The following is a 21,288-nucleotide window of genomic DNA, read 5'->3' on the forward strand; positions in this document are numbered from 1 at the left end:
GGATGGTCCGCGCCGGTTCCGGCCCGTGTCATGTCCACCAGACTCCATCCATCACAACACTCACCACCCAACCACAGATCATTCGTAAGGACGGTACGGCACATGGGAAGCTCCCGCATCCTCAACACGTACATTCAGCAACTCATCGATGACAGCACGCCGGAAAATCCCGCGTGGAACATCGAGAAAAGCCGCGCCGGCAGCACCAATACCTGGAATTACATCGACGGCTGCATGATCAAGGCCCTCATCGAGCTCTACGGCATCACCGGCAAGGACGTCTACCTCGACTTCGCCGACCGTTTCATCGACCACTTTGTCCTTGACGACGGCACGATCAAGTACTACGACCCGAAGGAATACAACCTCGACAACGTCAATGCCGGCAAGACGCTGTACCGTCTCTACGAGATCACCGGCAAGCGAAAGTACCGCAAGGCCATGGACACGATCTACGGCCAGCTGCAGGAACAGCCCCGCACGAAGGAGGGCAACTTCTGGCACAAGCTTATCTATCCGCATCAGGTGTGGCTGGACGGTCTGTACATGGCCCAGCCGTTCTACATGCAGTATGAACTGACATTCCGCGACGGCCATGCCTGCTCCGACAGCTTTCACCAGTTCCAGGTCGTGCGCGAGCTGATGCGTAACAGTCGCAACGGCCTGTATTACCACGCCTATGATTCGTCCCGCAAGGATTTCTGGTGTGATCCGGTCACCGGCCTGTCCAACAACTTCTGGCTGCGCGCCGAAGGCTGGTTCGCGATGGCGCTCATCGACACCTGGGAGCTGATGCCAGCGAACATGAGCGAGGAAAAGGACACGCTGCGCCGCATGTTCCAGGAGCTCATCGACGCGATGCTGCCCTATCAGGACGCCGACACCGGCATGTGGTATCAGGTCATCAACCTCGGACGTATCGCCCCGAACTACCTCGAGACATCGGGTTCGGCGATCTTCGCCAACGCCATCATGAAGGGCGCCCGCCTCGGTGTGCTCGACGAGCACTACTACGACTACGGCCACAAGGCCTTCCAGGGTATCTGCGACCTCAACCTCAACGAGCAGGACGGCAAGCTGCTGCTCGACAACATCTGTCTCGTCGCAGGCCTGGGCAACACCGACCACCGCGAGGGCACGTTCGACTACTACATGCGCGAGCCGAAGGTACGCAACGACGCCAAGGGTGTCGCCCCGCTCATCCTCGCCTACATCGAGACGATCCGCCATGACCAGCAGCAAGCTGCCGCCGACATGGACGGACTCGTCGGCGCCAACGGCCAGCCGGTCGTCCGCAACGGACGCGGGGAGGCGCAACGGTAATGAACCTCGTCTTTGGAGCGCGCGCCCACGACGTCGATTTCGACAGGACGCCGGAAAGTCTCGCGGCTGCCCTGGCCGATCAGGACGTCGAGACCGTGCAGTTCGCACCATGCAAGCTGTTCCCGTCGCTGCCGGCCGAGGGTGCCAACCTCTCTCCCGGCTACGGCCAGCATATGCGACGTACGCTGGCTGAGCGCGGCATCGACATTGCCGTGCTCAGCTGCTACGCCAACCTGATTCATCCAGATCCGGCGTCCCGCGACGCGATCCTGTCGAAGTTCGAATCCTACCTGTCGATCGCCCGCTTTTTCGGAGCGCCGATCGTGGCCAGCGAAACCGGTTCAATGCACGAGCCGGCCGACGGCTACACGACCGACAACTTCACCGAGGACGCCTACCGCCGTGTCGTCGAATCGGTCCGCAGGCTGGCCGGGGCCGGCGAACGCTACCGCACCTACGTCGGCATCGAGCCGGGCCGCAACCATCCAATCCACGATCTCGACACCGTCGAGCGGCTGCTCGAGGACGTCGACAGCGAATGGGTCTGCATCGTGTTCGATCCGGCCGTCCTGATCGACGGCTCCAACTGGCAGGATGAACCCGAACTTGTCGAGCAGGCGTTCGACCGCTTCGGCGAGCGCATCTGCGCGATGCATCTCAAGGACTTTCGTCCGCAGGACGGTACCGAAGAGCTCGAGATGGTCGATCTGGGCGATGGCGTCATGAATGTCGAGGCCGTGCTGCGCACGGCCGAACGTCACCGGCCCTTCCTGCCCGTCCTCACCGAACGCACGCACGGCGAGCGCATAGGACAGGCCATCCGCCGCTACCGAAGCCTCTAGTTTTTCCAACCACTTCAATCCCCAAGCAAGAGAACAAGAAAGGAGCCATTCTCATGGCTTTCAACATGAATTCCTTCTCCCTCGAAGGCAAGGTCGCCCTCGTCACCGGCGCATCCTACGGCATCGGTTTCGCGATCGCCTCGGCTTATGCTGCCGCCGGCGCGAAGATCGCGTTCAACGACATCAACCAGGAGCTCGTCGACCGCGGCTTGTCCGCCTATCGCGAGGTCGGCATTAAGGCGCACGGTTACGTCGCGGACGTGACCGACGAGCAGCAGGTTGCCGATCTCGTCGCGAAGATCGAGCAGGATCTCGGCACGATCGACATTCTCGTGAACAACGCTGGCATCATCAAGCGCATCCCGATGCTCGACATGAGCGTCGAGGATTTCCGCAAGGTCATCGACGTCGACCTCAACGGCCCGTTCATCGTTTCCCGCGCCGTCATTCCCGGCATGATCAAGAAGGGCCACGGCAAGATCATCAACCTGTGCTCGATGATGAGCGAGCTCGGCCGCGAGACCGTCTCCGCCTATGCTGCCGCGAAGGGTGGCCTGAAGATGCTCACGCGCAACATCTGCTCCGAGTTCGGCGAGGCCAACATCCAGTGCAACGCGATTGGACCGGGCTACATCGCCACGCCGCAGACGGCCCCGCTGCGCGAAAAGCAGCCCGACGGCTCGCGCCATCCGTTCGACCAGTTCATTATCGCCAAGACGCCGGCGGCTCGCTGGGGCTCCACCGAGGACCTGCAGGGACCGGCCGTCTTCCTCGCCTCCGACGCATCGAACTTCGTCAACGGTCACGTGCTGTACGTCGACGGCGGCATCCTCGCCTACCTCGGCAAGCAGCCTCAGTGAGCGTGAAGGTCGGGGAGCAACACCCGCATGGCTCCCCGACCGATCGATTCTATCCATTCACCCATTGTTTTTCGTGCCGGAGTTCCGCTCTTGGTCTCTGGGCTCCGGCATCCCAACCCATCAAGGAGCATCATCCCATGCGCATTGCGCTGATCAACGAGAATTCCCAGGCCGACAAGAACGCGATGATCCTGAGCGCGCTGAAGAAGGTCGCCGACATCCACGGTTTCGACGTCGACGACTACGGCATGTACTCGTCCTCCGACGAGGCACAGCTGACCTACGTACAGAATGGCATCCTGGCGGCTGCACTGCTCAACTCCGGTGCCGCCGACTTTGTCGTCACCGGCTGCGGCACCGGCGAGGGCGCCATGCTCGCGCTCAATAGCTTCCCGGGCGTCATCTGCGGCCATGTCGAAGACGCGCTCGACGCCTACACGTTCGCGCAGATCAACGATGGCAACGCCGTCGCCATCCCGTTCGCACTGAAGAACGGATGGGGACAGGAACTCAACCTCGAGTACCTGTTTGAGAAACTGTGGGCCGATCCGTCCGGCAATGGCTATCCGAAGGAACGTCGCGAGCCCGAGCAGGCCAACAAGAAGATCCTTGACGCCGTCCGCGCGGCAGCGTACCGCCCGCTCGTCGACATCTACCGCGATCTTGATCCGGATCTCGTGCGTGGCGCATTCGCTGGCGAGCATTTCCGCGAGTTGTTCGAGGACCACGCCCACGACGGTGACGTGAAGGACTACGTCCTCTCGCTGCTCGGCTGACCGCACCGGGATTGTCGATTATCAGTCAATCCCGTTTCCTTTTCCTCCTTCCCGTCGCCGGCGGCGGTGGTCTGTGCTACAAACACAAGTCGCCGCCGCCGGCGCTTATATTGCGCCGTGCAACGCACGAACCATTCCGACTGAAACCGGTGGCAACAAACCGGGTCACCAAGCCGCCTGTTTCCTAGCATGAAGGGCATGAACACAACGACGATTCATGCCTGCTCCGCAGGTTTTCTTCCCACGTGCGGCAATGACGGCGCACGCAGTCATGACTATCTTGACGACCTGCCGGCGGATGCCGGACGCGACACGATCCTGCTCGACGCCGGCGACATGGTCGCCGTGGCAACCCGGCCGATCAGGGCCGGCGAACAGGTCCGTGTCGACGGCCACGGCGTCCTCGACGTCATCGAGGATGTTCCGCGCGGCCACAAGATCGCGCTGACCGACATTCCCGCCGGCACCGATGTTGTCAAGTACGGCTTCGCAATCGGCCACGCTACCATCGATATTCCGCGCGGATCGTGGGTGCACACGCATAATATCGCGACGAACCTCGGTCCCAACCTTGAATACCGCTACGAACCCGTCGACAGCACCGTCAAGCCTGGCTCGCCGACGACGACGTTCCGCGGGTACCGGCGCAGGACCGGTCTCGTCGGCATCCGCAACGACCTGTACATCGTGCCGACCGTTGGCTGCATCAACGGCATCGCCGAACACATCGCCCGCATGTTCCGCGCACGCCACGGTGGTGCCGGCAACTTCGACTCCGTCGTGGTCACCACGCATCCCTATGGCTGCTCGCAACTCGGCGGCGACCTCGAATGGACACAGAACCTGCTGCGCAACATCGTGCAGCATCCGAACGCCGGCGGCGTACTGCTCGTTGGCCTTGGCTGCGAAAACAACCAGATGGCACTGATGCAGGCGAAGCTGGACAACTACGATCCCGACCGCGTGCGCTTCCTGATCTGCCAGGATGAGGACGACGAACTCGACGCCGCCGCCGACCTGCTCGAGGAGCTCAACGAGGCCGCCGCCGGCGACAAACGCGTCGACGTGCCGATAAGCGAGCTGAGGGTAGCCGTCGAATGCGGCGGCTCCGACGGCATGAGTGGCATCACCGCCAATCCAATGGTCGGCCGATTCGCCGAATGGCTTGTTTCCCAGGGTGGCACCGTTGTCATGAGCGAGGTTCCGGAAATGTTCGGCGCCGAGACGGTGCTGATGGGACAGGCCCGTGACGAGGAGGTCTTCGGCGACATCGTCGACCTGATCAACAATTTCAAGGGATTTTTCCGCAAATATGGCGAGGTCATCTCCGACAACCCCTCTCCCGGCAACAAGGCCGGTGGCATCACGACGCTCGAGGACAAGTCGCTTGGCTGCATCCGCAAGGGCGGCCACTGCGAGGTCGAGGACGTGCTGCACTACGGCGAGCGCATCCGGCGCAACGGCTTTCAGCTGATGCAGACGCCGGGTAACGACCTCGTGTCCACGACGGCCAAGGCGGCGGCCGGCTGCAACCTGATCCTGTTCACGACGGGCCGCGGCACCCCGTTCGGCTGCTTCGTGCCGACCGTCAAGATCGCGACGAACTCGGCGCTCGCCGCGAAAAAACATCGCTGGATCGACTTCGACGCCGGCCGCCTGCTCGACGAGTCGGCCGACGATGTCGACCGCGATTTCCGCGACCTCGTATTGCGCGTCGTCAACGGCGAGCAGGCCTCCAACGAACGCAACGCGATGCAGGCGATCGCGATCTTCAAGGACGGTCCGACCGAATAGAACGGCGGTTCAGGGGTCGGTGACGGCAGTCATGCAACATTTGCTCCGATCTGCTGCAACCGTTGGCAACAGCTTGCAACGGATCGGCATCGGCCGCGTACGCTGAACATCGACGTTCGGGATGGACCTGTAAAGGCGCGGTCCCTCCCCCTGCCGCACGGCGATTGCCGTGCATTGTCTCGACACTATGGCTCGAAACTAAGGAACGACATCACATGACTTTTACGCTAGAACACGTCCGGCCGGGCAAGGTGCTGCTGGCCGGCGAACCGATGGGCCTGTTCACGGCGGACAGCGAAGGCGCCTGCAGCGAGGTGGACACGTTCGACGCCTCGGTTGCCGGCGCCGAACTCAACGTGGCGATCGGGCTCAAGCGTCTCGGACACGACCCGCTCTACCTGGCGAAACTCGGAGACGACCCGATCGGCGAACGCATTGTTCATTTCATGACGGCGAATGGCCTCGACACTTCGCTCGTGACGACCTGTCCGGGAACGAGCACCGGCTTCATGATGAAGACGCGCGTGCATCAGGGCGACCCGCAGACCTACTACTTCCGCCGCCATTCGGCCGCCAGCACGCTCGGCGCCGACGACGTGCGCCGCATCGACCTGACCGGCGTGACGACGCTGCACCTGACAGGAATCCTTCCGCCATTGTCCGCTTCCTGTCAGGAGGCCACGTTCGCACTGCTCGACCGGGCCCACGCCCGCGACATGTTCGTCAGTTTCGACCCGAACCTGCGGCCGACGCTGTGGCCCAACGAGAAGACAATGCGCAGCGTGCTGCGCAGGATCGCATCACGCTGTGACCTGATCCTGCCCGGCATCCACGAGGGCGAAGTGTTGTTCGGCACGACGAGCCTCGAGGACACGGCCCGCGCCTTCCTTGACAACGGTGCCGGATGCGTCATTGTCAAGGACGGTCCGCGGGGCGCCTACGCTACCGACGGCGCTCAGCACATCTACGTGCCAGGCTGCCATGTCGACCATGTCGTCGACACGGTCGGCTGTGGCGACGGCTTCGCCGCCGGCGTGCTGTCCGCGCTGCTCGAGGGACTCGACATCGAGGAAGCAACCTACCGCGGCTGCATGCTCGGCGCTATCCAGACGCAGCACGTCTCCGACAACGAAGGACTGCCCAACCGCACCCAGCTCGCGGAGTTCCGCCTCGCCCAGCAGGGCATCGACATGGAACTGCGCGCCTGACGCCCGCCCCGATACCAACACTTCAATTCACGCTCATCACGATCAAAGGAGAATCACCGATGAACTCATTCGCCAACGCAACGGAACTGACCAACTACCTCGGCTCGCTCGGCGTCGTCCCGCTTGTCACGCTCAACAGCGTCGAGGAAGCCGTGCCGTTGGCGCACGCCCTTGAACGCGGCGGCCTGCCGGTCGCCGAGGTGACGTTCCGTTCGGCTTGCGCTGTCGAGGGCATGCGCCGCATCCACGAGGAAGTGCCGGGCGTCACGCTGCTCGCCGGCACCGTGCACACTGTCGACCAGGCCCGCGAGGCCATCGAGGCCGGCTGCGCTGGCCTTGTCACGCCGAGCTTTGACGAAGCCGTCGTCGACTGGGCCATTGACCATCACGTTCCGATCGTGCCCGGCACCGCCTGCCCGTCCGATGTCGAACGCGCCTACGATCACGGCCTGCGCTACGTCAAGTTCTTCCCGGCCGAGGCCTACGGCGGCGTCAAGACGCTCAAGGCGCTCGGTGGGCCGTTCGCCGACATGAAGTTCCTGCCGACCGGCGGCGTCAACGAACGCAACGCGGCCGACTACGCGGCCCTCAAGAATGTCTTCGCGATCGGCGGCTCCTTCCCGGTACCCGCCGCCGCACAGCACGCCGGCGACTGGGACGCGATTGCCGAGGCCTGCCGCCGCGCCCGCCAGATCGCCTCCACGACAATGACGATCGCCGCCTGATCACCAGTCCATCCGCACGAACAAGAAACGGAGTCAACCATCACCATGGAGCAACTCACCATCGCGACTGCACCGGAGCACGACCGCATCGTCGCCGACAGGCAGCGGCCGATCCGCGTCGTCCAGTTCGGCGAGGGCAACTTCCTGCGAGCCTTCGTCGACTGGTCCATCCAGCAAATGAACGACCACGGCGACTTCGACGGCAACATTGCCATCGTCCAGCCGCTGCCGAAGGGACGCGTCGCCGACCTCGATGCCCAGGATGACCTCTACACCGTCATCCTCGAGGGCCTCAAGGACGGCCGGCCAGTCCAGCGTCACGACCTGATCGACTCGGTCGCCACGACCGTCAACCCGTACGACGACTGGGAGGCCTATCTGGCCCTCGCCGACAACCCCGACCTCAAGGTCATCGTCTCGAACACCACCGAAGCGGGCATCGCGACCAGCGACGCCGACAGCCCCGACGCCTGCCCGCCAGACAGCTATCCCGCCAAGCTGCTCATGCTGCTCAAGCGCCGCTACGACAAGAACCTACCTGGCCTGCTGATCATTCCCTGTGAACTCATCGAGGACAACGGCACGCATCTCGAGGAATGCCTCATCGCCACCGCCGACAAGTTCGGCTACGACCAGGACTTCATCGACTGGCTTCGCCGCGACAATGTCTTCGCCACCACGCTCGTCGACAGGATCGTGCCCGGTTATCCCGCCGACCGCGCCGACGAACTGTGCAATGAACTCGGCTACCGCGACACGAGCCTTGTCAAGGCCGAGCCATTCGGCCTGTGGGTCCTCGGCGGCGACGAGGAAGTCCGCCGCACGTTGCGCGAGATCTTGCCGACCGACGCCGTCGACATGGACATCGTCGTCACCGGCGACGTCCAGCCATACCGCGAGCGCAAGGTCTTCCTGCTCAACGGCCCACACACGACGATGGCCCTCGTCGCCCGGCTGCTCGGCTTCGAGACCGTCGGCCAAGTCATCGATGATCCGGCAATGCGCTGCTTCATCGAACGCGAGATGGACGAGGAAATCATCCCGGTCATCAACCTGCCAAAGGACGAACTCGACCAATTCGCCGCCGCCGTCCTTGAACGCTTCGCCAATCCGTTCGTGCGCCACGAACTCGACTCGATCGCACTCAACTCGGTCTCCAAGTTCACGGCACGCCTGCTGCCGATCGTCCACAAAAACGCCGAACAGGGACGCCCCGTTCCCCGTCGCATCGCGCTCGCGCTCGCCGCGCTGATCGTCAGCTATGCCAACCTTACCGGCGCCGACGTCACTGTCACCGACATGCCGTCCGTCACCGAACGGCTCGCGGCCGTTACCACCGATCCGGAGTCAATTCGCGCGGTCCTCGCCGACAGCACGCTTTGGGGAGAGGATCTCACGAAGCTTGACGGCTTCGCCGACCTTGTCGTTGACGATGTCCTTGCAATCGTCGACGGTCGCCTTCCGGAACTGGAGGTGAGCCTAGCGTAACGATCTTTTCTCCTTCCATTTCTTTCCTTCTCCTGAAGACCCGCGGTCACCGACTCACCTCGCCGGCCCGCGGGTTTTCCTTATCATTCCGGCTTCTTTTCCATGTCATAATTCCGTGATCGCCCCTCAGGATGGAGACGTGGAAAAGGGGATGCAGCGGACGGGGGTGGTCAGTAAGGTGGGAATCGTACCAAATCGTCGCAAATAAGGAGACTCCGATGACTGAACAGAACAGGCAGGCATGGGGATGGGGACTGGCGAGCGTGGATGCCGCCGGCAACACGCTGGATGTCTGGTATCCGGAGCTGACGCTCGGCGAGCCGCCGGCGGAGAGCGACCGGCCGAACCACAACTTCGGCGCGCTCGTGCACGACGGCCCGGACCTGCGCGGCGTCAAGCGCGTGCCGGTCTTCACCGTCTCGCACGTCGACGGGCCGATCGTCGACGCCGCCGACGCCTACCTGCGCCTGCACCTGATGAGCATGCGCCTGGCCAAGCCGAACACGCTGAACCTCGACGGCATCTTCGCCGCGCTGAACAACGTCGTCTGGACGAACTACGGTCCGTTCGCCGTCGACGACTTCGCGCTGCGCAAGCTCGATGTCATGGCCGGCAACGCGACGAGCCAGTTCCCGCCGATGACGACGGACGTGAACGTGCTGTCGATCGACAAGTTCCCGCGCATGCTCGACTACGTCGTCCCGACCGGCGTGCGCATCGCCAACGCCGATCAGGTGCGCCTCGGCGCCTACCTCTCCTCCGGCACGACGGTCATGCACGCCGGCTTCGTCAACTTCAACGCCGGCACGCTCGGCACCTGCATGATCGAGGGCCGCGTCTCGCAGGGCGTGACGGTCGGCAACGGCTCCGACGTCGGCGGCGGCGCGTCGATCATGGGCACGCTCTCGGGCGGCGGCAAGCTGAAGAACTCGATCGGCGAGCATTCGCTGCTGGGCGCGAACGCCGGCATCGGTATCTCGCTCGGCGACAACTGCGTCGTCGAGGCCGGCCTGTACGTCACCGCCGGCACGAAGGTGACGATCTACGACAAGGCGAAGGTCGCCGCCGGCGAGCCGCTTGACGTCGTCAAGGGCGCCGACCTGTCCGGCAAGGACAACATCCTGTTCATCCGCAATTCCGTCACCGGCGCCATCGAGGCCCGCTACCGCAAGGTCGGCATTGCGCTGAACGATTCGCTCCACAAGAACTGAGGCGAATTCCGATCCCCTCCCTGTTGGTGTCACAAACCCAAGCTGGCAGCTCGGGTTTGTGACACCAACAGGGACGTCGTCCCCGCCGGCGGCGACGATGGAGCCATGAAGATTACGCTCGTCACTGTCGGCAAGGTCAAGGAAAAGTATTTGCGGGACGCCATCGCGGAGTATTCGAAGCGACTCTCCCGCTACTGCAAGCTCGAGATCGTCGAGGTGCCGGACGAGAAGACGCCGGACAAGGCGAGCGCGAACGAGGAACTACAGATCAAGGAGCGCGAAGGCGAGCGCATCCTCAGGCACCTGCGCGACGACGACTACGTCATCGCGCTGGCCATCGAGGGCAAGCAGCTGTCGAGCGAGGAGCTGGCCGCGAAGATCGACCAGCTCGGCCTGCATGGCACCAGCCACATCGCGATGGTGATCGGCGGTTCGCTCGGCCTCGATCCGCGCGTCCTCAAGCGTGCCGACATGCTGCTGAGCTTCTCGAAGATGACGTTCCCGCACCAGCTGATGCGCGTCATCCTGCTCGAGCAGATCTACCGCGCCTACAAGATCAACGCCGGCGAGCCCTACCACAAGTAAGTCCCACTCCCTCCTTGGAGGGAGTCAAAAATCGCGGAGCGATTTTTGGTGGGAGTTCGTGACCGGCCGGGAACTCCCACCGGTTCGCGCTACGCGCTCACCGACTCCCTCTGAAGAGGGAGTGTGACTACCGCTCGTCGAGCGGGATGTAGTCGCGCTGCTCGGGGCCGGTGTAGACCTGGCGGGGCCGGCCGATCTTCGTCATCGGGTCGTCGAGCATCTCGCGGTACTGGGCAATCCATCCCGGGATGCGGCCCAGCGCGAACAGCGTCGTGAACATCGACGGTCCGAAGCCGATGGCGCGGTACACCAGGCCCGTGTAGAAGTCGACGTTCGGGTACAGGTGCCGCGAGATGAAATAGTCGTCGTTCAATGCGATGTCTTCGAGTTCCATCGCGACGTCGAACAGCCCGACTTCCTCGTCGGTCAGCTTGATCGAGTCCTTGCGCGTCATGACGAGCTGCAGGCACTGCTTGGCGATCGCGGCGCGCGGATCGTACGACTTGTAGACGCGGTGGCCGAGACCGGAGATGCGGCGGCCTTCCTTCTTCGCTTTCTCGACGAACTCGCGCACCGACAGGCCGGATTCCTGGATCTCGCGCAGCTGTCGCAGCGCCGCCTCGTTCGCGCCACCGTGCAGCGGTCCGGACAGCGCGTTGATGCCGGCGGCGATGGCCGAATACAGGTTGGCATGCGCGGAGCCGGCAATGCGGACGACCGACGTCGAGCAGTTCTGTTCGTGGTCGGCGTGGATGATGAGCAGGCGCCCGAGCGCGTGGACGAACATCGGGTCGGAATCGTACGGTTCGTACGGCACGGCGAAGCACATGCGCAGGAAATCGTCGACGTAGCCGCGCGCGTAGTCGGGATAGAGCATCGGCTCGTCGCGCCGGCGGCGCAGGATGTAGCTGACGATCGTGCGGGCCTTCGCCATGATGATCGTCGCCGCTTCGTCGAGCTGTTCGGGATCGTCGATGTCGGTCGTCTCGGGATAGAACGTCGCCAGGGCGTTGACGGCCGACGCCATGACACTCATCGGGTGCGCTTCGTGCGGGAACGAGCTCATCAGCGTGCGGAAGTCCTCGCCGACCATTGTCCGGTGATTAATTTCTCCGACGAATCGTTCATATTCTTCCCTGCTCGGCAACTCGCCGTGGCGCAGCAGCCACGCGACCTCGAGAAAATCCGACTGGTCACATAGCTGCTCGATCGGGTAGCCGCGGTAGCGCAGGATGGAATTCTGGCCGTCGATGTAGGTGATCTTCGATTCGCACTGCGCCGTCGTCAGGAAGCCGGGGTCCAGCGTCACCCACTGGTCGTTGCGCAGTTCCGAGATCATGATGCCGTTGGGGCCTTCCGTCGCCTTGACCAGCGGCAGCTTGAATTCCTCGGAATCGACGTTGAGCTGCGCGTTTCCCATCGGTACCTCCCTTTCGTCGCAATTCGGCCCAGTCTATTGCGGCCATGTTGCGCACGGGGGGTTGCGTCTCAAATTCGGCAGGCGTCAGCTAGAACGCAAGATGTCCCGTAGAACTTGAGTTCTACGGGACATCGTCGGTTTCCAGCGCACTCTCGCTGCCTTCGGCAGCATCGGCGGTCGATCCTCAGTCAGCTTCGCTGACAGCTCCCTTCCAGGGAGCCATGGCTTCGGACTTCAGTCGCGGGCCGTCAGGATGATCGGGCCGTCTTCGGTGATCGCGATCGTGTGCTCGCTGTGGGCGCCGCGGGAGCCGTCCTGCGAGCGCAGCGTCCAGCCGTCCTTCGGATCCTGGTAGATCTCGTCGGTCGTCTTCATGAACCACGGCTCGATGGCGATGACGAGGCCCGGGCGCAGCTTGTAGCCGTGGTGGGCCTTGCCGTCGTTGGCGACGTGCGGGTCGCCGTGCATGATGTGGCCGACGCCGTGGCCACCGAACTCGAGGTTGACCGGGTAGCCGTACGAGCGGGCGACGTCGCCGATGGCGTGGGAGATGTCGCCGAGGCGGTTGCCGGCGACGGCCGCCTCGATGCCGGCGGCGAGGGCTTCCTCGGTGCTCTTGATGATCTCGAGGTCGGAAGGATCGGCGTTGCCGACGACGAAGCTGATGGCGGAGTCGGCCACCCAGCCGTCGACGTTGATCGCGAGGTCGAGGCTGACGAGGTCGCCGTCCTTGAGGGTGTAGTCGTACGGGACGCCGTGCAGGACGGCGTCGTTGACGGACGTGCAGATGTAGTGGGCGAACGGGCCGGTGCCGAAGTCCGGGGCGTAGTCGACGTAGCAGGATTCCGCGCCCTTGCGGTCGACGATCTTCTTGTGGACGAATTCGTCGATCTCGAGCAGGTTCGTGCCGACCTTCGTCGTTTCCCGCAGTTCCGTCAGGATGCCGCCGACGAACTTGCCGGCCGGCTTCATCTCTTCGATTTCCTTCGGAGTCTTGAGTTCAATCATTGCGTGTCTTTCCACCTTGGAGAAGTGATGGGACCTACGTTAGTCGCCGAGCCAAACAAATAGGCGGGCGAATCGTTCCGGCAAAATTTACCGGAACGATTCGCCCGCCTGTTCGCGGCTCCGAACGCCGGTCAGTCGACGTAGTCGTTGCCGTGACGGCCGAACGTGAACGCGCGGACGACGGCGCAGACGCCGAGGACGATCAGCGCGCAGCCGCCGAAGATGATGAGCCAGACGGTGGACGCGAGCGGCATGCACAGCAGCACGAAGCCGGCGATGATCGAGATGACGGCGTAGGCGATGGCCCAGCCGGAGCTCGGCATGCTCCAGGACTCGGTCAGCGCCATGATGCCTTCCATGATCCAGCCGATGCCGACGATCATCGTGAACATGACGGCGAGAACGCCGGTCGACAGCGTGATGTTCTTCAGTACCACGATGCCGCCGATGATGAGCAGGATGCCGACGATGATGTCGAGGATGCGCCAGCCGGCCGGCAGGCCGAGCTCGACGATCGAGCTGACGATCCTGACGACGCCGGAGATCAGGAAGTAGATGCCGAGGCAGACGGCGGCGACCTTCAGCGTGGCGCCCGGCCAGACGAGCAGCGCGACGCCGAGGATGGCGGCGGCGACGCCGATGATGCCGTAGGCGGCGCGCACGGCGTTCTTCGCGCCGGTCGGCAGCATGTCCTCGGCAAGGCGGAACGGTCCGTGGCGGCGGTTGTATTCAGCGTGGTAGTTGCTGTCGTGGAAATCGTAGTCAGACATGGCGTCTCCTTCTCGTAACGCTAGTGTGTCCGGCGCGGGAATCGTGGCCGCGAAACTGCCGACCCCGACTCCCCCGGGACGATGGTCCATCTCCCAGTCTTGCCGAATACGCAACGAATGGCGTAGCGTTCGCCGCCCAGCGAACGTGGCCGGCCGCCGACGGCCGTTTCTGCCCGTCGGCAAAGCTATAGTGGGAAGGCATGAGCACTGAACAGAACTCCCAGCTGAACGCCGGCATCGATCCGGCGTCCTTTTCGTCGGTGATCTCGCCTGCCGACGATCTCTTCCGTTACGTCAACGGCCCGTGGATCGACACGTACCGGCTGCCGGACGACCGCCCGCGCTACGGATCGTTCGACCGGCTCGCCGAGAACGCCGAGGACCAGGTCAGGGACATTCTCGAGTCGGACGATTCGTCCGCCACGGCGTGGCCCGCAACGAAGTCGAAGGCGATCTACCGTTCGTTCCTCGACGTCGAGGCGATCGACAAGGCCGGCGTGACGCCGATCAGGCCGGCGCTGGACCTCATCGACAACGCCGCGACGAAGGCCAACCTCGTCGACGTGCTCGGCGAGCTGTCGCCGGCCGGCGGCCCCGACCTCATCGACTTCGCGATCTACGGCGACCCGAAGGATCCCGACCACAACATCGTCCACCTCGAGCAGTCCGGCCTCGGCATGCCCGACGAGGCCTACTACCGTGACGATCACTACGAGCCGATCCGTCGCGAGTACGTCGCGATGGTCGCCGCTCAGCTCGCGAACGCCGGCTACTTCCCGTCGGCCGACGAGGCGAAGCAGGAAGCCGAACGCTTCCTCGGGATCGAGACAACGATCGCGAAGTCGCACTGGGACAACGTGACGACCCGCGATCCGCAGAAGACCTACAATCCGTACGACTTCGCGACGTTGGCCGAGACGCTGGCCGACTTCGACATCGTCCGCTGGGCGGCCGCCGCGCAGCGCTCCTACGACCGTTCGCTGGCCGCGAAGAGCATGCCGGTCGACGTGCGCGGCACGCTCGAGCACACGATCGTCCACGAGCCGTCGTTCCTCGAGGGACTGGACGCCTTCTGGCGCGACGCCCTGCTCGACGACCTGAAGCTGTGGGCGCGCGTCCACATGATCGTCGGCGCGGCGAGCACGCTGTCGTGCGAGTTCGACAAGACCAACTTCGAGTTCTACGGCAAGACGCTGTCCGGCACGAAGAAGCAGCGCGACCGCTGGAAGCGCGGCGTGGCGCTCGTCAACGGCATCTGCGGCGAGGACGTCGGCCGCGAGTACGTGCGGCTGCACTTCCCCGAGTCGTCGAAGGAACGCATGGAGCAGCTCGTCCACAACCTGATCGAGGCCTACCACGTCTCCATCCTCAACTCCGACTGGCTCGGCGACGAGACGAAGAAGCGCGCCCTTGACAAGCTCGACCACTTCTCCGCGAAGATCGGCTACACCGACCACTGGCGCGACTACACGGCGCTCGACGTCGCCGAGGACTACGGCCTCGTGAAGAACATGGAGGGCGCCTCGCTCTACGAGTTCGGCTACCAGATGTCGAAGGTCGGCAAGCCGGTCGACAAGGACGAGTGGCTGATGAACCCGCAGACCGTCAACGCCTACTATGAGCCGTCGCTCAACATCATCGTGTTTCCGGCCGCCATCCTGCAGCCGCCGTTCTTCGACCCGGAGGCCGAGGACGCCGCGAACTACGGCGGCATCGGCGCCGTCATCGGCCACGAGATCGGCCACGGCTTCGACGACCAGGGTTCGCAGTACGACGGCGACGGCAAGCTCAACGACTGGTGGACGGCGGAAGACCGCGCCCGCTTCGAGGAGCTGACAAAGAAGCTGATCGCGCAGTACAACGAGTTCGTGCCGGTCCAGCTGGCCGAGAAGTACGCGGCCGCCGGCGAGCCCGACCAGGCGCCGCATGTCAACGGCGCGCTGACGATCGGCGAGAACATCGGCGACCTGTCCGGCGTCAACATCGCGCTGAAGGCCTACGCGTTCGCGCTCGACGAGGCGGCCGGCCGCCCGATCGACGGCGATCCGCGGGCCATCGAGGCGTCGCTGGAGACGGCGCCGGTCATGGACGGCTTCACCGGCCTGCAACGATTCTTCCTCTCGTACGCCTCGATCTGGCGTTCGAAGAACCGCGACGAGCTGGCCGAGCAATACCTGCAGATCGACCCCCACTCCCCCGCCGAAAGCCGCACGAACGGCATCGCGAGGAACGTCGACCTCTACTACCACGCCTTCGACGTCAAGCCCGAAAACGGCATGTGGCTGGCCGAAGGCGAGCGCGTTCACATCTGGTGACCCTATCCCGAGCGCCCTGGAAGGGAGCTGTCGGCGAAGCCGACTGAGGGTCGACCGCACGTCGCTGCCGGAGGCAGCGCGTGCGCGCTGGAAGCCGGAGAGTCCCGTAGAAATTGAGTTCTACGGGACTCTTTACGTTCCAGCGCGCGCTCGTCGCCTTCGGCGACATTGGCGGTCGACCCTCAGCCTCGCTCCGCTCGGCAGCTCCCTTCCAGGGCGCTTTTCACTGTGGAAACCGCCCCATTCGTCCACACCAACTTTCCGAAGTTGACCCGCGCGCACGAATCGTCCCAAACTGGAGCCATGAGCCGGCGCGACGGTGCGCCGGCGGAAGACGAAGGGAGCTTCGGATGGCGTTGCAGCAGGGACTGGTCACGATCACCGGGCGGGTGGGCGGCGAACCGCAGAAATTCGAGCGCGACGGCGAGTTCATCGGCTGCCAGTTCCGCCTCGGATGCACGCGCTCGTACATGGGCCGGAACGGCGAGTGGTGCAAGATGCCGACGACGTGGATCACCGTCAAGGCGTTCCGCACGCTCGGCAAGAACGTCATGATGTCGATCCACAAGGGCGAGGCTGTCTTCGTCCACGGCCTGCTCAACACCGACGAATGGATGACGCAGGCCGGCGAACCAATGTCGAGGATCGTCATCGAGGCGACCGTCATCGGTCACGACCTCAACTTCTACGTCTCGGAAGCCAAGAGACTCCGGCCCGCCTCGGCGCCGGCAAACGACCAGCAGCCCGACGGACAGAACATCCCGAACATCCCGAACAACCAGAACAACCAGAGCATGACGACGAACGCTCCGCTGGCCAACAGCCCAGTCAGCCCGGCCCTGCCAGTCAGGCCGGTCCCGGGCGATTCATCCGTGACCTACGGCGTACCGCCCGCGGACAGCCCTGCTCCCCCGGGCAGTGCGGCTTCCGCTGGCAGGTCACTGATGAGTCCCGAGGAAGAGGACGCCGCCCAGAATGAGCAGGAAGAATTCGGCGGAGGAAGATTCTAGGTCTTGTTGATGCCCGGATGTCACAAACCCGAGCCAGAAGCTCGGGTTTGTGACATTCAGGAGAATATCGTCCGTCAGGCCATCAGCTTGGCGAGACGGTCGGCGAGGACGCGGGCGGCGGACTCGGCCGGGACGGCCTCGTTGTCGGAACCGTCGCGGTTGCGGATCTCGATCGTGCCGTTGTTGACGGTGTCGCGACCGGCGACGGCGATCAGCGGCACGCCGATCAGTTCGGCGTCCTTGAACTTGACGCCCGGCGAGACCTTCTTGCGGTCGTCGTAGATGACCTCGATGCCGTCGGCCTCGAGCTCGGCGACGAGCTTCTCGGCGGCCTCGAACGCGGCGGCGTCCTTGCCGGTGGCGACGACGTGCACGCCGGCCGGGGCGATGTTCGCCGGCCAGGCCAGGCCGCGCTCGTCGTGGTGCGTCTCGGCGATGCAGGCGAGCACGCGGGAGACGCCGATGCCGTAGGAGCCCATCCAGACCGGGACGGCCTTGCCGTTCTCGTTGAGGACCTTGAATCCGAGCGCCTCGGAATACTTGAGGCCGAGCTGGAACACCTGGCCGATCTCGACGCCGCGTTCGAACGACAGCGGGCCGGAGCCGTCCGGGCTCATGTCGCCGTCGCGCACGACGACGGCCTCGACGACGCCGTCGGCCTCGAAGTCGCGGCCGTAGACGAGGTCGTAGTAGTCCTGCTCGAACTCGTCGGCGCCGGTGAACCACGCGGAGCCGCGAGCGACGTGCGCGTCGACGAAGTAGCGCAGCGGCTCCTCGACAGCCGAACCGGTGGCCGGGGCGACGAAGCCCTCCTTGCGGGCCTGCGGGCCGAGTGCCATCGGGCCGATGTAGCCGCGGACAAGTTCCGGATGGGCCTTGAGCTCCTCCTCGGTGGCCTCGTCGAGCTCGGCCGGCGCGAACTGGGCTTCCAGTCGCTTCATGTCGACTTCGCGGTCGCCCGGGACGCCGACGACGATCAGCTCGCGCCACGGTTCGTCGTGCTCGTCGTCCTCGGCGTGCTTGACGGCGATGACGACGTTCTTCAGGATGTCGGAGGCCTGCCACTGGCGGCCGTCGGTGCGCGGATACGTCGCGTTCGCGCGCTCGACCATGTTCTCGATCGTCACGGCGTCGGGCGTCGCCTTCTTCGAGGCTTCCGGCGTGCCGAGCGCCACGTAGTCGATCTCCGGCGGTTCCGGAGTCTTCAGCGCCTCGACGTTCCATGCCTTGCCGGACGGCGCCAGCGCGAACGTGTCCTCGCCGATCGCCATCGGCGCGAGGAATTCCTCGGATGCGGAGCCGCCCATCGGGCCGGACATCGCGAAGACCGGCACGTACTTCAGGTCGAGGCGCTGGAAGATGCGCTCGTAGGCGCCGCGCTCGTCCATGTAGCACTTGCGCAGGCCCTCCTCGTCCACGGTGAACGAGTAGGCGTCCTTCATGATGAACTCGCGGCCGCGGATCAGGCCCGCGCGCGGGCGGAATTCGTCGCGGTACTTCGTCTGGATCTGGTACAGCGTGACCGGCAGGTCCTTGTACGACGAGTACATGTCCTTGACGAGCAGCGTGAACATTTCCTCGTGCGTCGGCGCGAGCAGGTAGTCGGCCTGGTGACGGTCCTTGAGACGGAAGATATTGTCGCCGTACTCTTCCCAGCGGTGGGTCGCTTCGTACGGCTCGCGCGGCAGCAGCGCCGGGAAGTGGACTTCCTGGCCGCCAATGCCGTCGATTTCCTCGCGGACAATGGCCTCGATCTTGTTCAGGACGCTCAGGCCCAGCGGCAGCCAGGTCCAGATGCCCGGGGCGGCCTTGCGGATGTAGCCTGCGCGCTGCAGCAGCTTGGCGGAATCAACGTCTGCGTCCGCCGGATCCTCGCGCAGCGTGCGCAGGAACATCGTGGACATGCGAAGTGCTTTACTCATGCCTACAAAATTAAGCGGTTTCCCCGACAATGCTCAGGTCGGCGACGGTTACTTCCTCGTCGTCTCGTCGACGATCTCGGTCGTGTCTTCCTCGAGCATCTCGCGGTTGACCGAGCCGATCGGGTAGACGAAGATCGGCAGCATCATCAGGCAGCCGACGAGATACATGATGTCGGGCAGGCTCATGACGGAGAAGACGCCGACGGAGTTCGGGATCAGGATGCCGGCGCACACCAGCACCATGCCGGCGACCGGCAGGCCTTCCCACAGCCAGTTGTTCGGCGCGCCGTCACGCGTCTTGGCGTGCACGGATCCCAGATAGAACGGGATGATGAACATCAGGCCGCCGATGATCGTCAGGATATCGGTCAGCTTGATCGTGCCCCAGTTCGGGTTGGCGTTCGTTCCGTATAGCAGGAACGCGGCGAACAGCACCAGCACGCCCAGCCCGGCGACAATCAGCCCCTTGTACGACTTCAGCATCGTTCTCGACCTCGCTTTGGTTCCGGGGTGGCGCGCGGCGGGAAGAATCGTTCAACATTCCGCCGTCGACGGGAACGATTCGTCCGCCGATGGCCGCCCCTCCTTCGTTGTTCTGTCTTCCATGCTAGAACAGCACGTCCGCCGAGAATTCATCATCGGGCGAAACCGGCGCGGCCGGCGCCAGCGCGGCCGCGCCGTCCGCGGCGAGCCGGCGCGCGGCGTCGTCGGACGCCATGCGCAGCCGCCCGTCGAGATCGATGGCCTGCGGCGAGACAAGGAACATCCGTTCCGAAACGCCCCGCAGGAACAGGCCGTCCATGCTCTCGACTCGCGACAGTGCGACGTAGCCCATGCCCGGCGCGAACGTGCGCTTCAAGTCCATGACGGCGGCGTCGAGCGTCATGCCCTGCGACTTGTGGATCGTGATCGCCCACGCGCAGCGCAGCGGCACCTGACCGACCGACGCGAGCACGGTCTCGCCGTCCATCATGTCCCACGTCTCCTGCTTCATCGTGACGACGTTGCCGTTCTCGAACGCGACGACCGGCCAGCCGCCGCGACCCTCGCTTGCGAAGTCGACGACGGTGCCGAGCGAGCCGTTGACGTACTGGTGATTCTGGTCGTTGCGCACGGCCATGACGACGGCGCCCTTCTTGAGCGCGAGCCGTTCCGGCGCGAGCATGTTCTTCTTGAGCCGCTTGACGAGGTCGGCCGGCCCGGCGCTCGTCGCCTCGAAGACGTGCTCGTCGGCGTCGATTTCGGCGAGCCGCAGGTCGTTGAGCTGGTCGGCCTGCCGGTTGACCGGAAACAGGTTGACGGCCTGCCGGTCGCCGGCGGGCAGCACGCCGAGCCGGCCGAGCAGCATGTCGCGGTCATGTTCGGTGACGGCGGCGCGGCGGATATCGGTGAGGACGTCGAGCAGCTGGCCGTCGTCCTGGCGATGCTGCTCGGTCAGGTAGCAGACAACTGGGTCGAGTTCGTCCCAGACGAAGCTTTCGGTGACGAAGCCGTCCGGGTCGCGGCCGGCGGCGGCGTAGCGTTCGCGCGACTCGACGAACTCCGGCGACGGCGTCACGAAGCCGCGGCCGCGCGGGCCGGCGTTGACCGGCGGCAGCTGGAACAGGTCGCCGGACAGCACGACCTGCAGGCCGCCGAACGGCCGCTCGTCCTTGCGCACGAAACGGCAGATCCGGTCGACGATGTCGAAGAGCCACGCGTGCATCATCGAGACCTCGTCGATGACGAGGATGTCGGTGGCGGTGATCTGCTTGCGCCGGCGCGTGCGCACCGTCTTGAGCAGCGACTCGCTGAGCGCGTTGTGAATGCCGACGCCGCTCCACGAATGGATGGTCTGGCCGTTGATGTGCGTGGCCGCGATGCCGGTCGACGCGGTGACGGCGACCGACTTGCCGACGGCGCGCGCGGCCGCGACGAACTGGTTGAGCACGTAGGTCTTGCCGGCACCCGGCGCGCCGGTCAGGAACACGTTCGCGCCGGCCTCCATGATCGCGAGCGCCTCGCCTTGCAGCATCGGTGGTTCCTTCCCTG

18 protein-coding genes are annotated in these 21,288 nt (G+C 64.5%); 12 read left to right on the forward strand and 6 right to left on the reverse strand.

Annotated elements, in window-relative coordinates:
• Positions 1-102: 102 nt before the first annotated feature.
• The 10 genes from F6S87_RS02415 to rlmH all read left to right on the forward strand — a co-directional run bounded on the left by F6S87_RS02415 (position 103) and on the right by rlmH (position 10,812).
• On the forward strand, positions 103-1,323 hold the full coding sequence (locus tag F6S87_RS02415) for a glycoside hydrolase family 88/105 protein (protein WP_163227050.1): 1,221 nt from the start codon (positions 103-105) through the stop codon (positions 1,321-1,323).
• The gene (locus F6S87_RS02420) at positions 1,323-2,165 is read left to right on the forward strand and encodes a sugar phosphate isomerase/epimerase family protein (protein WP_163227051.1); all 843 of its coding nucleotides are present in this window, start codon (positions 1,323-1,325) and stop codon (positions 2,163-2,165) included. Before F6S87_RS02415 ends, F6S87_RS02420 begins: the two co-directional genes overlap by 1 nt.
• A gap of 53 nt (positions 2,166-2,218) precedes the next feature.
• The gene (locus F6S87_RS02425) at positions 2,219-3,025 is read left to right on the forward strand and encodes a gluconate 5-dehydrogenase (protein WP_269202060.1); all 807 of its coding nucleotides are present in this window, start codon (positions 2,219-2,221) and stop codon (positions 3,023-3,025) included.
• Positions 3,026-3,162: 137 nt separating this feature from the next.
• Positions 3,163-3,801, forward strand: a complete 639-nt coding sequence (locus F6S87_RS02430; RefSeq protein ID WP_163227052.1) for an RpiB/LacA/LacB family sugar-phosphate isomerase — start codon at positions 3,163-3,165, stop codon at positions 3,799-3,801.
• Positions 3,802-3,999: 198 nt separating this feature from the next.
• The gene (locus F6S87_RS02435) at positions 4,000-5,595 is read left to right on the forward strand and encodes a UxaA family hydrolase (RefSeq protein ID WP_163227053.1); all 1,596 of its coding nucleotides are present in this window, start codon (positions 4,000-4,002) and stop codon (positions 5,593-5,595) included.
• Positions 5,596-5,810: 215 nt separating this feature from the next.
• A complete protein-coding gene (locus F6S87_RS02440; protein WP_163227054.1) occupies positions 5,811-6,803 on the forward strand; it encodes a sugar kinase in 993 nt (330 codons plus the stop codon).
• 59 nt (positions 6,804-6,862) lie between these two features.
• Positions 6,863-7,528 (forward strand): bifunctional 4-hydroxy-2-oxoglutarate aldolase/2-dehydro-3-deoxy-phosphogluconate aldolase, encoded by a 666-nt coding sequence (gene eda / locus F6S87_RS02445; RefSeq protein ID WP_163227055.1) that lies wholly within the window; start codon positions 6,863-6,865, stop codon positions 7,526-7,528.
• Positions 7,529-7,573: 45 nt separating this feature from the next.
• Positions 7,574-9,016, forward strand: coding sequence for a tagaturonate reductase (locus F6S87_RS02450; RefSeq protein ID WP_163227056.1), 1,443 nt, complete (start codon positions 7,574-7,576; stop codon positions 9,014-9,016).
• Between the two features lie 218 nt (positions 9,017-9,234).
• Positions 9,235-10,227 (forward strand): 2,3,4,5-tetrahydropyridine-2,6-dicarboxylate N-succinyltransferase, encoded by a 993-nt coding sequence (gene dapD, locus F6S87_RS02455; RefSeq protein ID WP_163227057.1) that lies wholly within the window; start codon positions 9,235-9,237, stop codon positions 10,225-10,227.
• 105 nt (positions 10,228-10,332) lie between these two features.
• Complete coding sequence (gene rlmH, locus F6S87_RS02460; protein WP_163227058.1) at positions 10,333-10,812, forward strand: 23S rRNA (pseudouridine(1915)-N(3))-methyltransferase RlmH; 480 nt, start codon at positions 10,333-10,335, stop codon at positions 10,810-10,812.
• A 127-nt stretch (positions 10,813-10,939) separates the two neighbouring features.
• Here the strand turns inward: rlmH and F6S87_RS02465 are convergent, their stop codons facing one another.
• The 3 genes from F6S87_RS02465 to F6S87_RS02475 all read right to left on the reverse strand — a co-directional run bounded on the left by F6S87_RS02465 (position 10,940) and on the right by F6S87_RS02475 (position 14,010).
• On the reverse strand, positions 10,940-12,232 hold the full coding sequence (locus F6S87_RS02465; RefSeq protein ID WP_163227059.1) for a citrate synthase: 1,293 nt from the start codon (positions 12,230-12,232) through the stop codon (positions 10,940-10,942).
• A gap of 234 nt (positions 12,233-12,466) precedes the next feature.
• The gene (map, locus tag F6S87_RS02470; RefSeq protein ID WP_163227060.1) at positions 12,467-13,240 is read right to left on the reverse strand and encodes a type I methionyl aminopeptidase; all 774 of its coding nucleotides are present in this window, start codon (positions 13,238-13,240) and stop codon (positions 12,467-12,469) included.
• Between the two features lie 131 nt (positions 13,241-13,371).
• Positions 13,372-14,010 (reverse strand): HdeD family acid-resistance protein, encoded by a 639-nt coding sequence (locus tag F6S87_RS02475; RefSeq protein ID WP_163227061.1) that lies wholly within the window; start codon positions 14,008-14,010, stop codon positions 13,372-13,374.
• A 200-nt stretch (positions 14,011-14,210) separates the two neighbouring features.
• Between F6S87_RS02475 and F6S87_RS02480 the strand changes: the two genes are divergently transcribed.
• The gene (locus F6S87_RS02480; RefSeq protein WP_163227062.1) at positions 14,211-16,325 is read left to right on the forward strand and encodes a M13 family metallopeptidase; all 2,115 of its coding nucleotides are present in this window, start codon (positions 14,211-14,213) and stop codon (positions 16,323-16,325) included.
• Between the two features lie 350 nt (positions 16,326-16,675).
• Positions 16,676-17,335 (forward strand): single-stranded DNA-binding protein, encoded by a 660-nt coding sequence (locus F6S87_RS02485; protein WP_163227063.1) that lies wholly within the window; start codon positions 16,676-16,678, stop codon positions 17,333-17,335.
• A 74-nt stretch (positions 17,336-17,409) separates the two neighbouring features.
• On the opposite strand, the gene F6S87_RS02490 is transcribed toward F6S87_RS02485, so the two are convergent.
• From F6S87_RS02490 to F6S87_RS02500, 3 genes are all read right to left on the reverse strand, one after another.
• Positions 17,410-19,239 carry a proline--tRNA ligase gene (locus F6S87_RS02490; RefSeq protein WP_163227064.1) on the reverse strand — a complete coding sequence of 610 codons (1,830 nt, stop codon included), beginning with the start codon at positions 19,237-19,239 and terminating at the stop codon, positions 17,410-17,412.
• A gap of 66 nt (positions 19,240-19,305) precedes the next feature.
• The gene (locus F6S87_RS02495) at positions 19,306-19,740 is read right to left on the reverse strand and encodes a permease (RefSeq protein ID WP_163227065.1); all 435 of its coding nucleotides are present in this window, start codon (positions 19,738-19,740) and stop codon (positions 19,306-19,308) included.
• 124 nt (positions 19,741-19,864) lie between these two features.
• Complete coding sequence (locus tag F6S87_RS02500) at positions 19,865-21,271, reverse strand: PIF1 family DEAD/DEAH box helicase (RefSeq protein WP_163227066.1); 1,407 nt, start codon at positions 21,269-21,271, stop codon at positions 19,865-19,867.
• Positions 21,272-21,288: the final 17 nt, after the last annotated feature.

Source organism: Bifidobacterium choloepi, assembly GCF_010667615.1.
GTDB classification, from domain to species: Bacteria; Actinomycetota; Actinomycetes; order Actinomycetales; family Bifidobacteriaceae; genus Bifidobacterium; species Bifidobacterium choloepi.

Excerpts from the sequence above, each read along its gene's own strand:
- F6S87_RS02415 (WP_163227050.1), top strand. The coding sequence starts at position 103 with ATGGGAAGCTCCCGCATCCTCAACACGTACATTCAGCAACTCATCGAT.
- F6S87_RS02420 (WP_163227051.1), top strand. The coding sequence starts at position 1,323 with ATGAACCTCGTCTTTGGAGCGCGCGCCCACGACGTCGATTTCGACAGG.
- F6S87_RS02425 (WP_269202060.1), top strand. The coding sequence starts at position 2,219 with ATGGCTTTCAACATGAATTCCTTCTCCCTCGAAGGCAAGGTCGCCCTC.
- F6S87_RS02430 (WP_163227052.1), top strand. The coding sequence starts at position 3,163 with ATGCGCATTGCGCTGATCAACGAGAATTCCCAGGCCGACAAGAACGCG.
- F6S87_RS02435 (WP_163227053.1), top strand. The coding sequence starts at position 4,000 with ATGAACACAACGACGATTCATGCCTGCTCCGCAGGTTTTCTTCCCACG.
- F6S87_RS02440 (WP_163227054.1), top strand. The coding sequence starts at position 5,811 with ATGACTTTTACGCTAGAACACGTCCGGCCGGGCAAGGTGCTGCTGGCC.
- eda (WP_163227055.1), top strand. The coding sequence starts at position 6,863 with ATGAACTCATTCGCCAACGCAACGGAACTGACCAACTACCTCGGCTCG.
- F6S87_RS02450 (WP_163227056.1), top strand. The coding sequence starts at position 7,574 with ATGGAGCAACTCACCATCGCGACTGCACCGGAGCACGACCGCATCGTC.
- dapD (WP_163227057.1), top strand. The coding sequence starts at position 9,235 with ATGACTGAACAGAACAGGCAGGCATGGGGATGGGGACTGGCGAGCGTG.
- rlmH (WP_163227058.1), top strand. The coding sequence starts at position 10,333 with ATGAAGATTACGCTCGTCACTGTCGGCAAGGTCAAGGAAAAGTATTTG.
- F6S87_RS02465 (WP_163227059.1), bottom strand. The coding sequence starts at position 12,232 with ATGGGAAACGCGCAGCTCAACGTCGATTCCGAGGAATTCAAGCTGCCG.
- map (WP_163227060.1), bottom strand. The coding sequence starts at position 13,240 with ATGATTGAACTCAAGACTCCGAAGGAAATCGAAGAGATGAAGCCGGCC.
- F6S87_RS02475 (WP_163227061.1), bottom strand. The coding sequence starts at position 14,010 with ATGTCTGACTACGATTTCCACGACAGCAACTACCACGCTGAATACAAC.
- F6S87_RS02480 (WP_163227062.1), top strand. The coding sequence starts at position 14,211 with ATGAGCACTGAACAGAACTCCCAGCTGAACGCCGGCATCGATCCGGCG.
- F6S87_RS02485 (WP_163227063.1), top strand. The coding sequence starts at position 16,676 with ATGGCGTTGCAGCAGGGACTGGTCACGATCACCGGGCGGGTGGGCGGC.
- F6S87_RS02490 (WP_163227064.1), bottom strand. The coding sequence starts at position 19,239 with ATGTCCACGATGTTCCTGCGCACGCTGCGCGAGGATCCGGCGGACGCA.
- F6S87_RS02495 (WP_163227065.1), bottom strand. The coding sequence starts at position 19,740 with ATGCTGAAGTCGTACAAGGGGCTGATTGTCGCCGGGCTGGGCGTGCTG.
- F6S87_RS02500 (WP_163227066.1), bottom strand. The coding sequence starts at position 21,271 with ATGCTGCAAGGCGAGGCGCTCGCGATCATGGAGGCCGGCGCGAACGTG.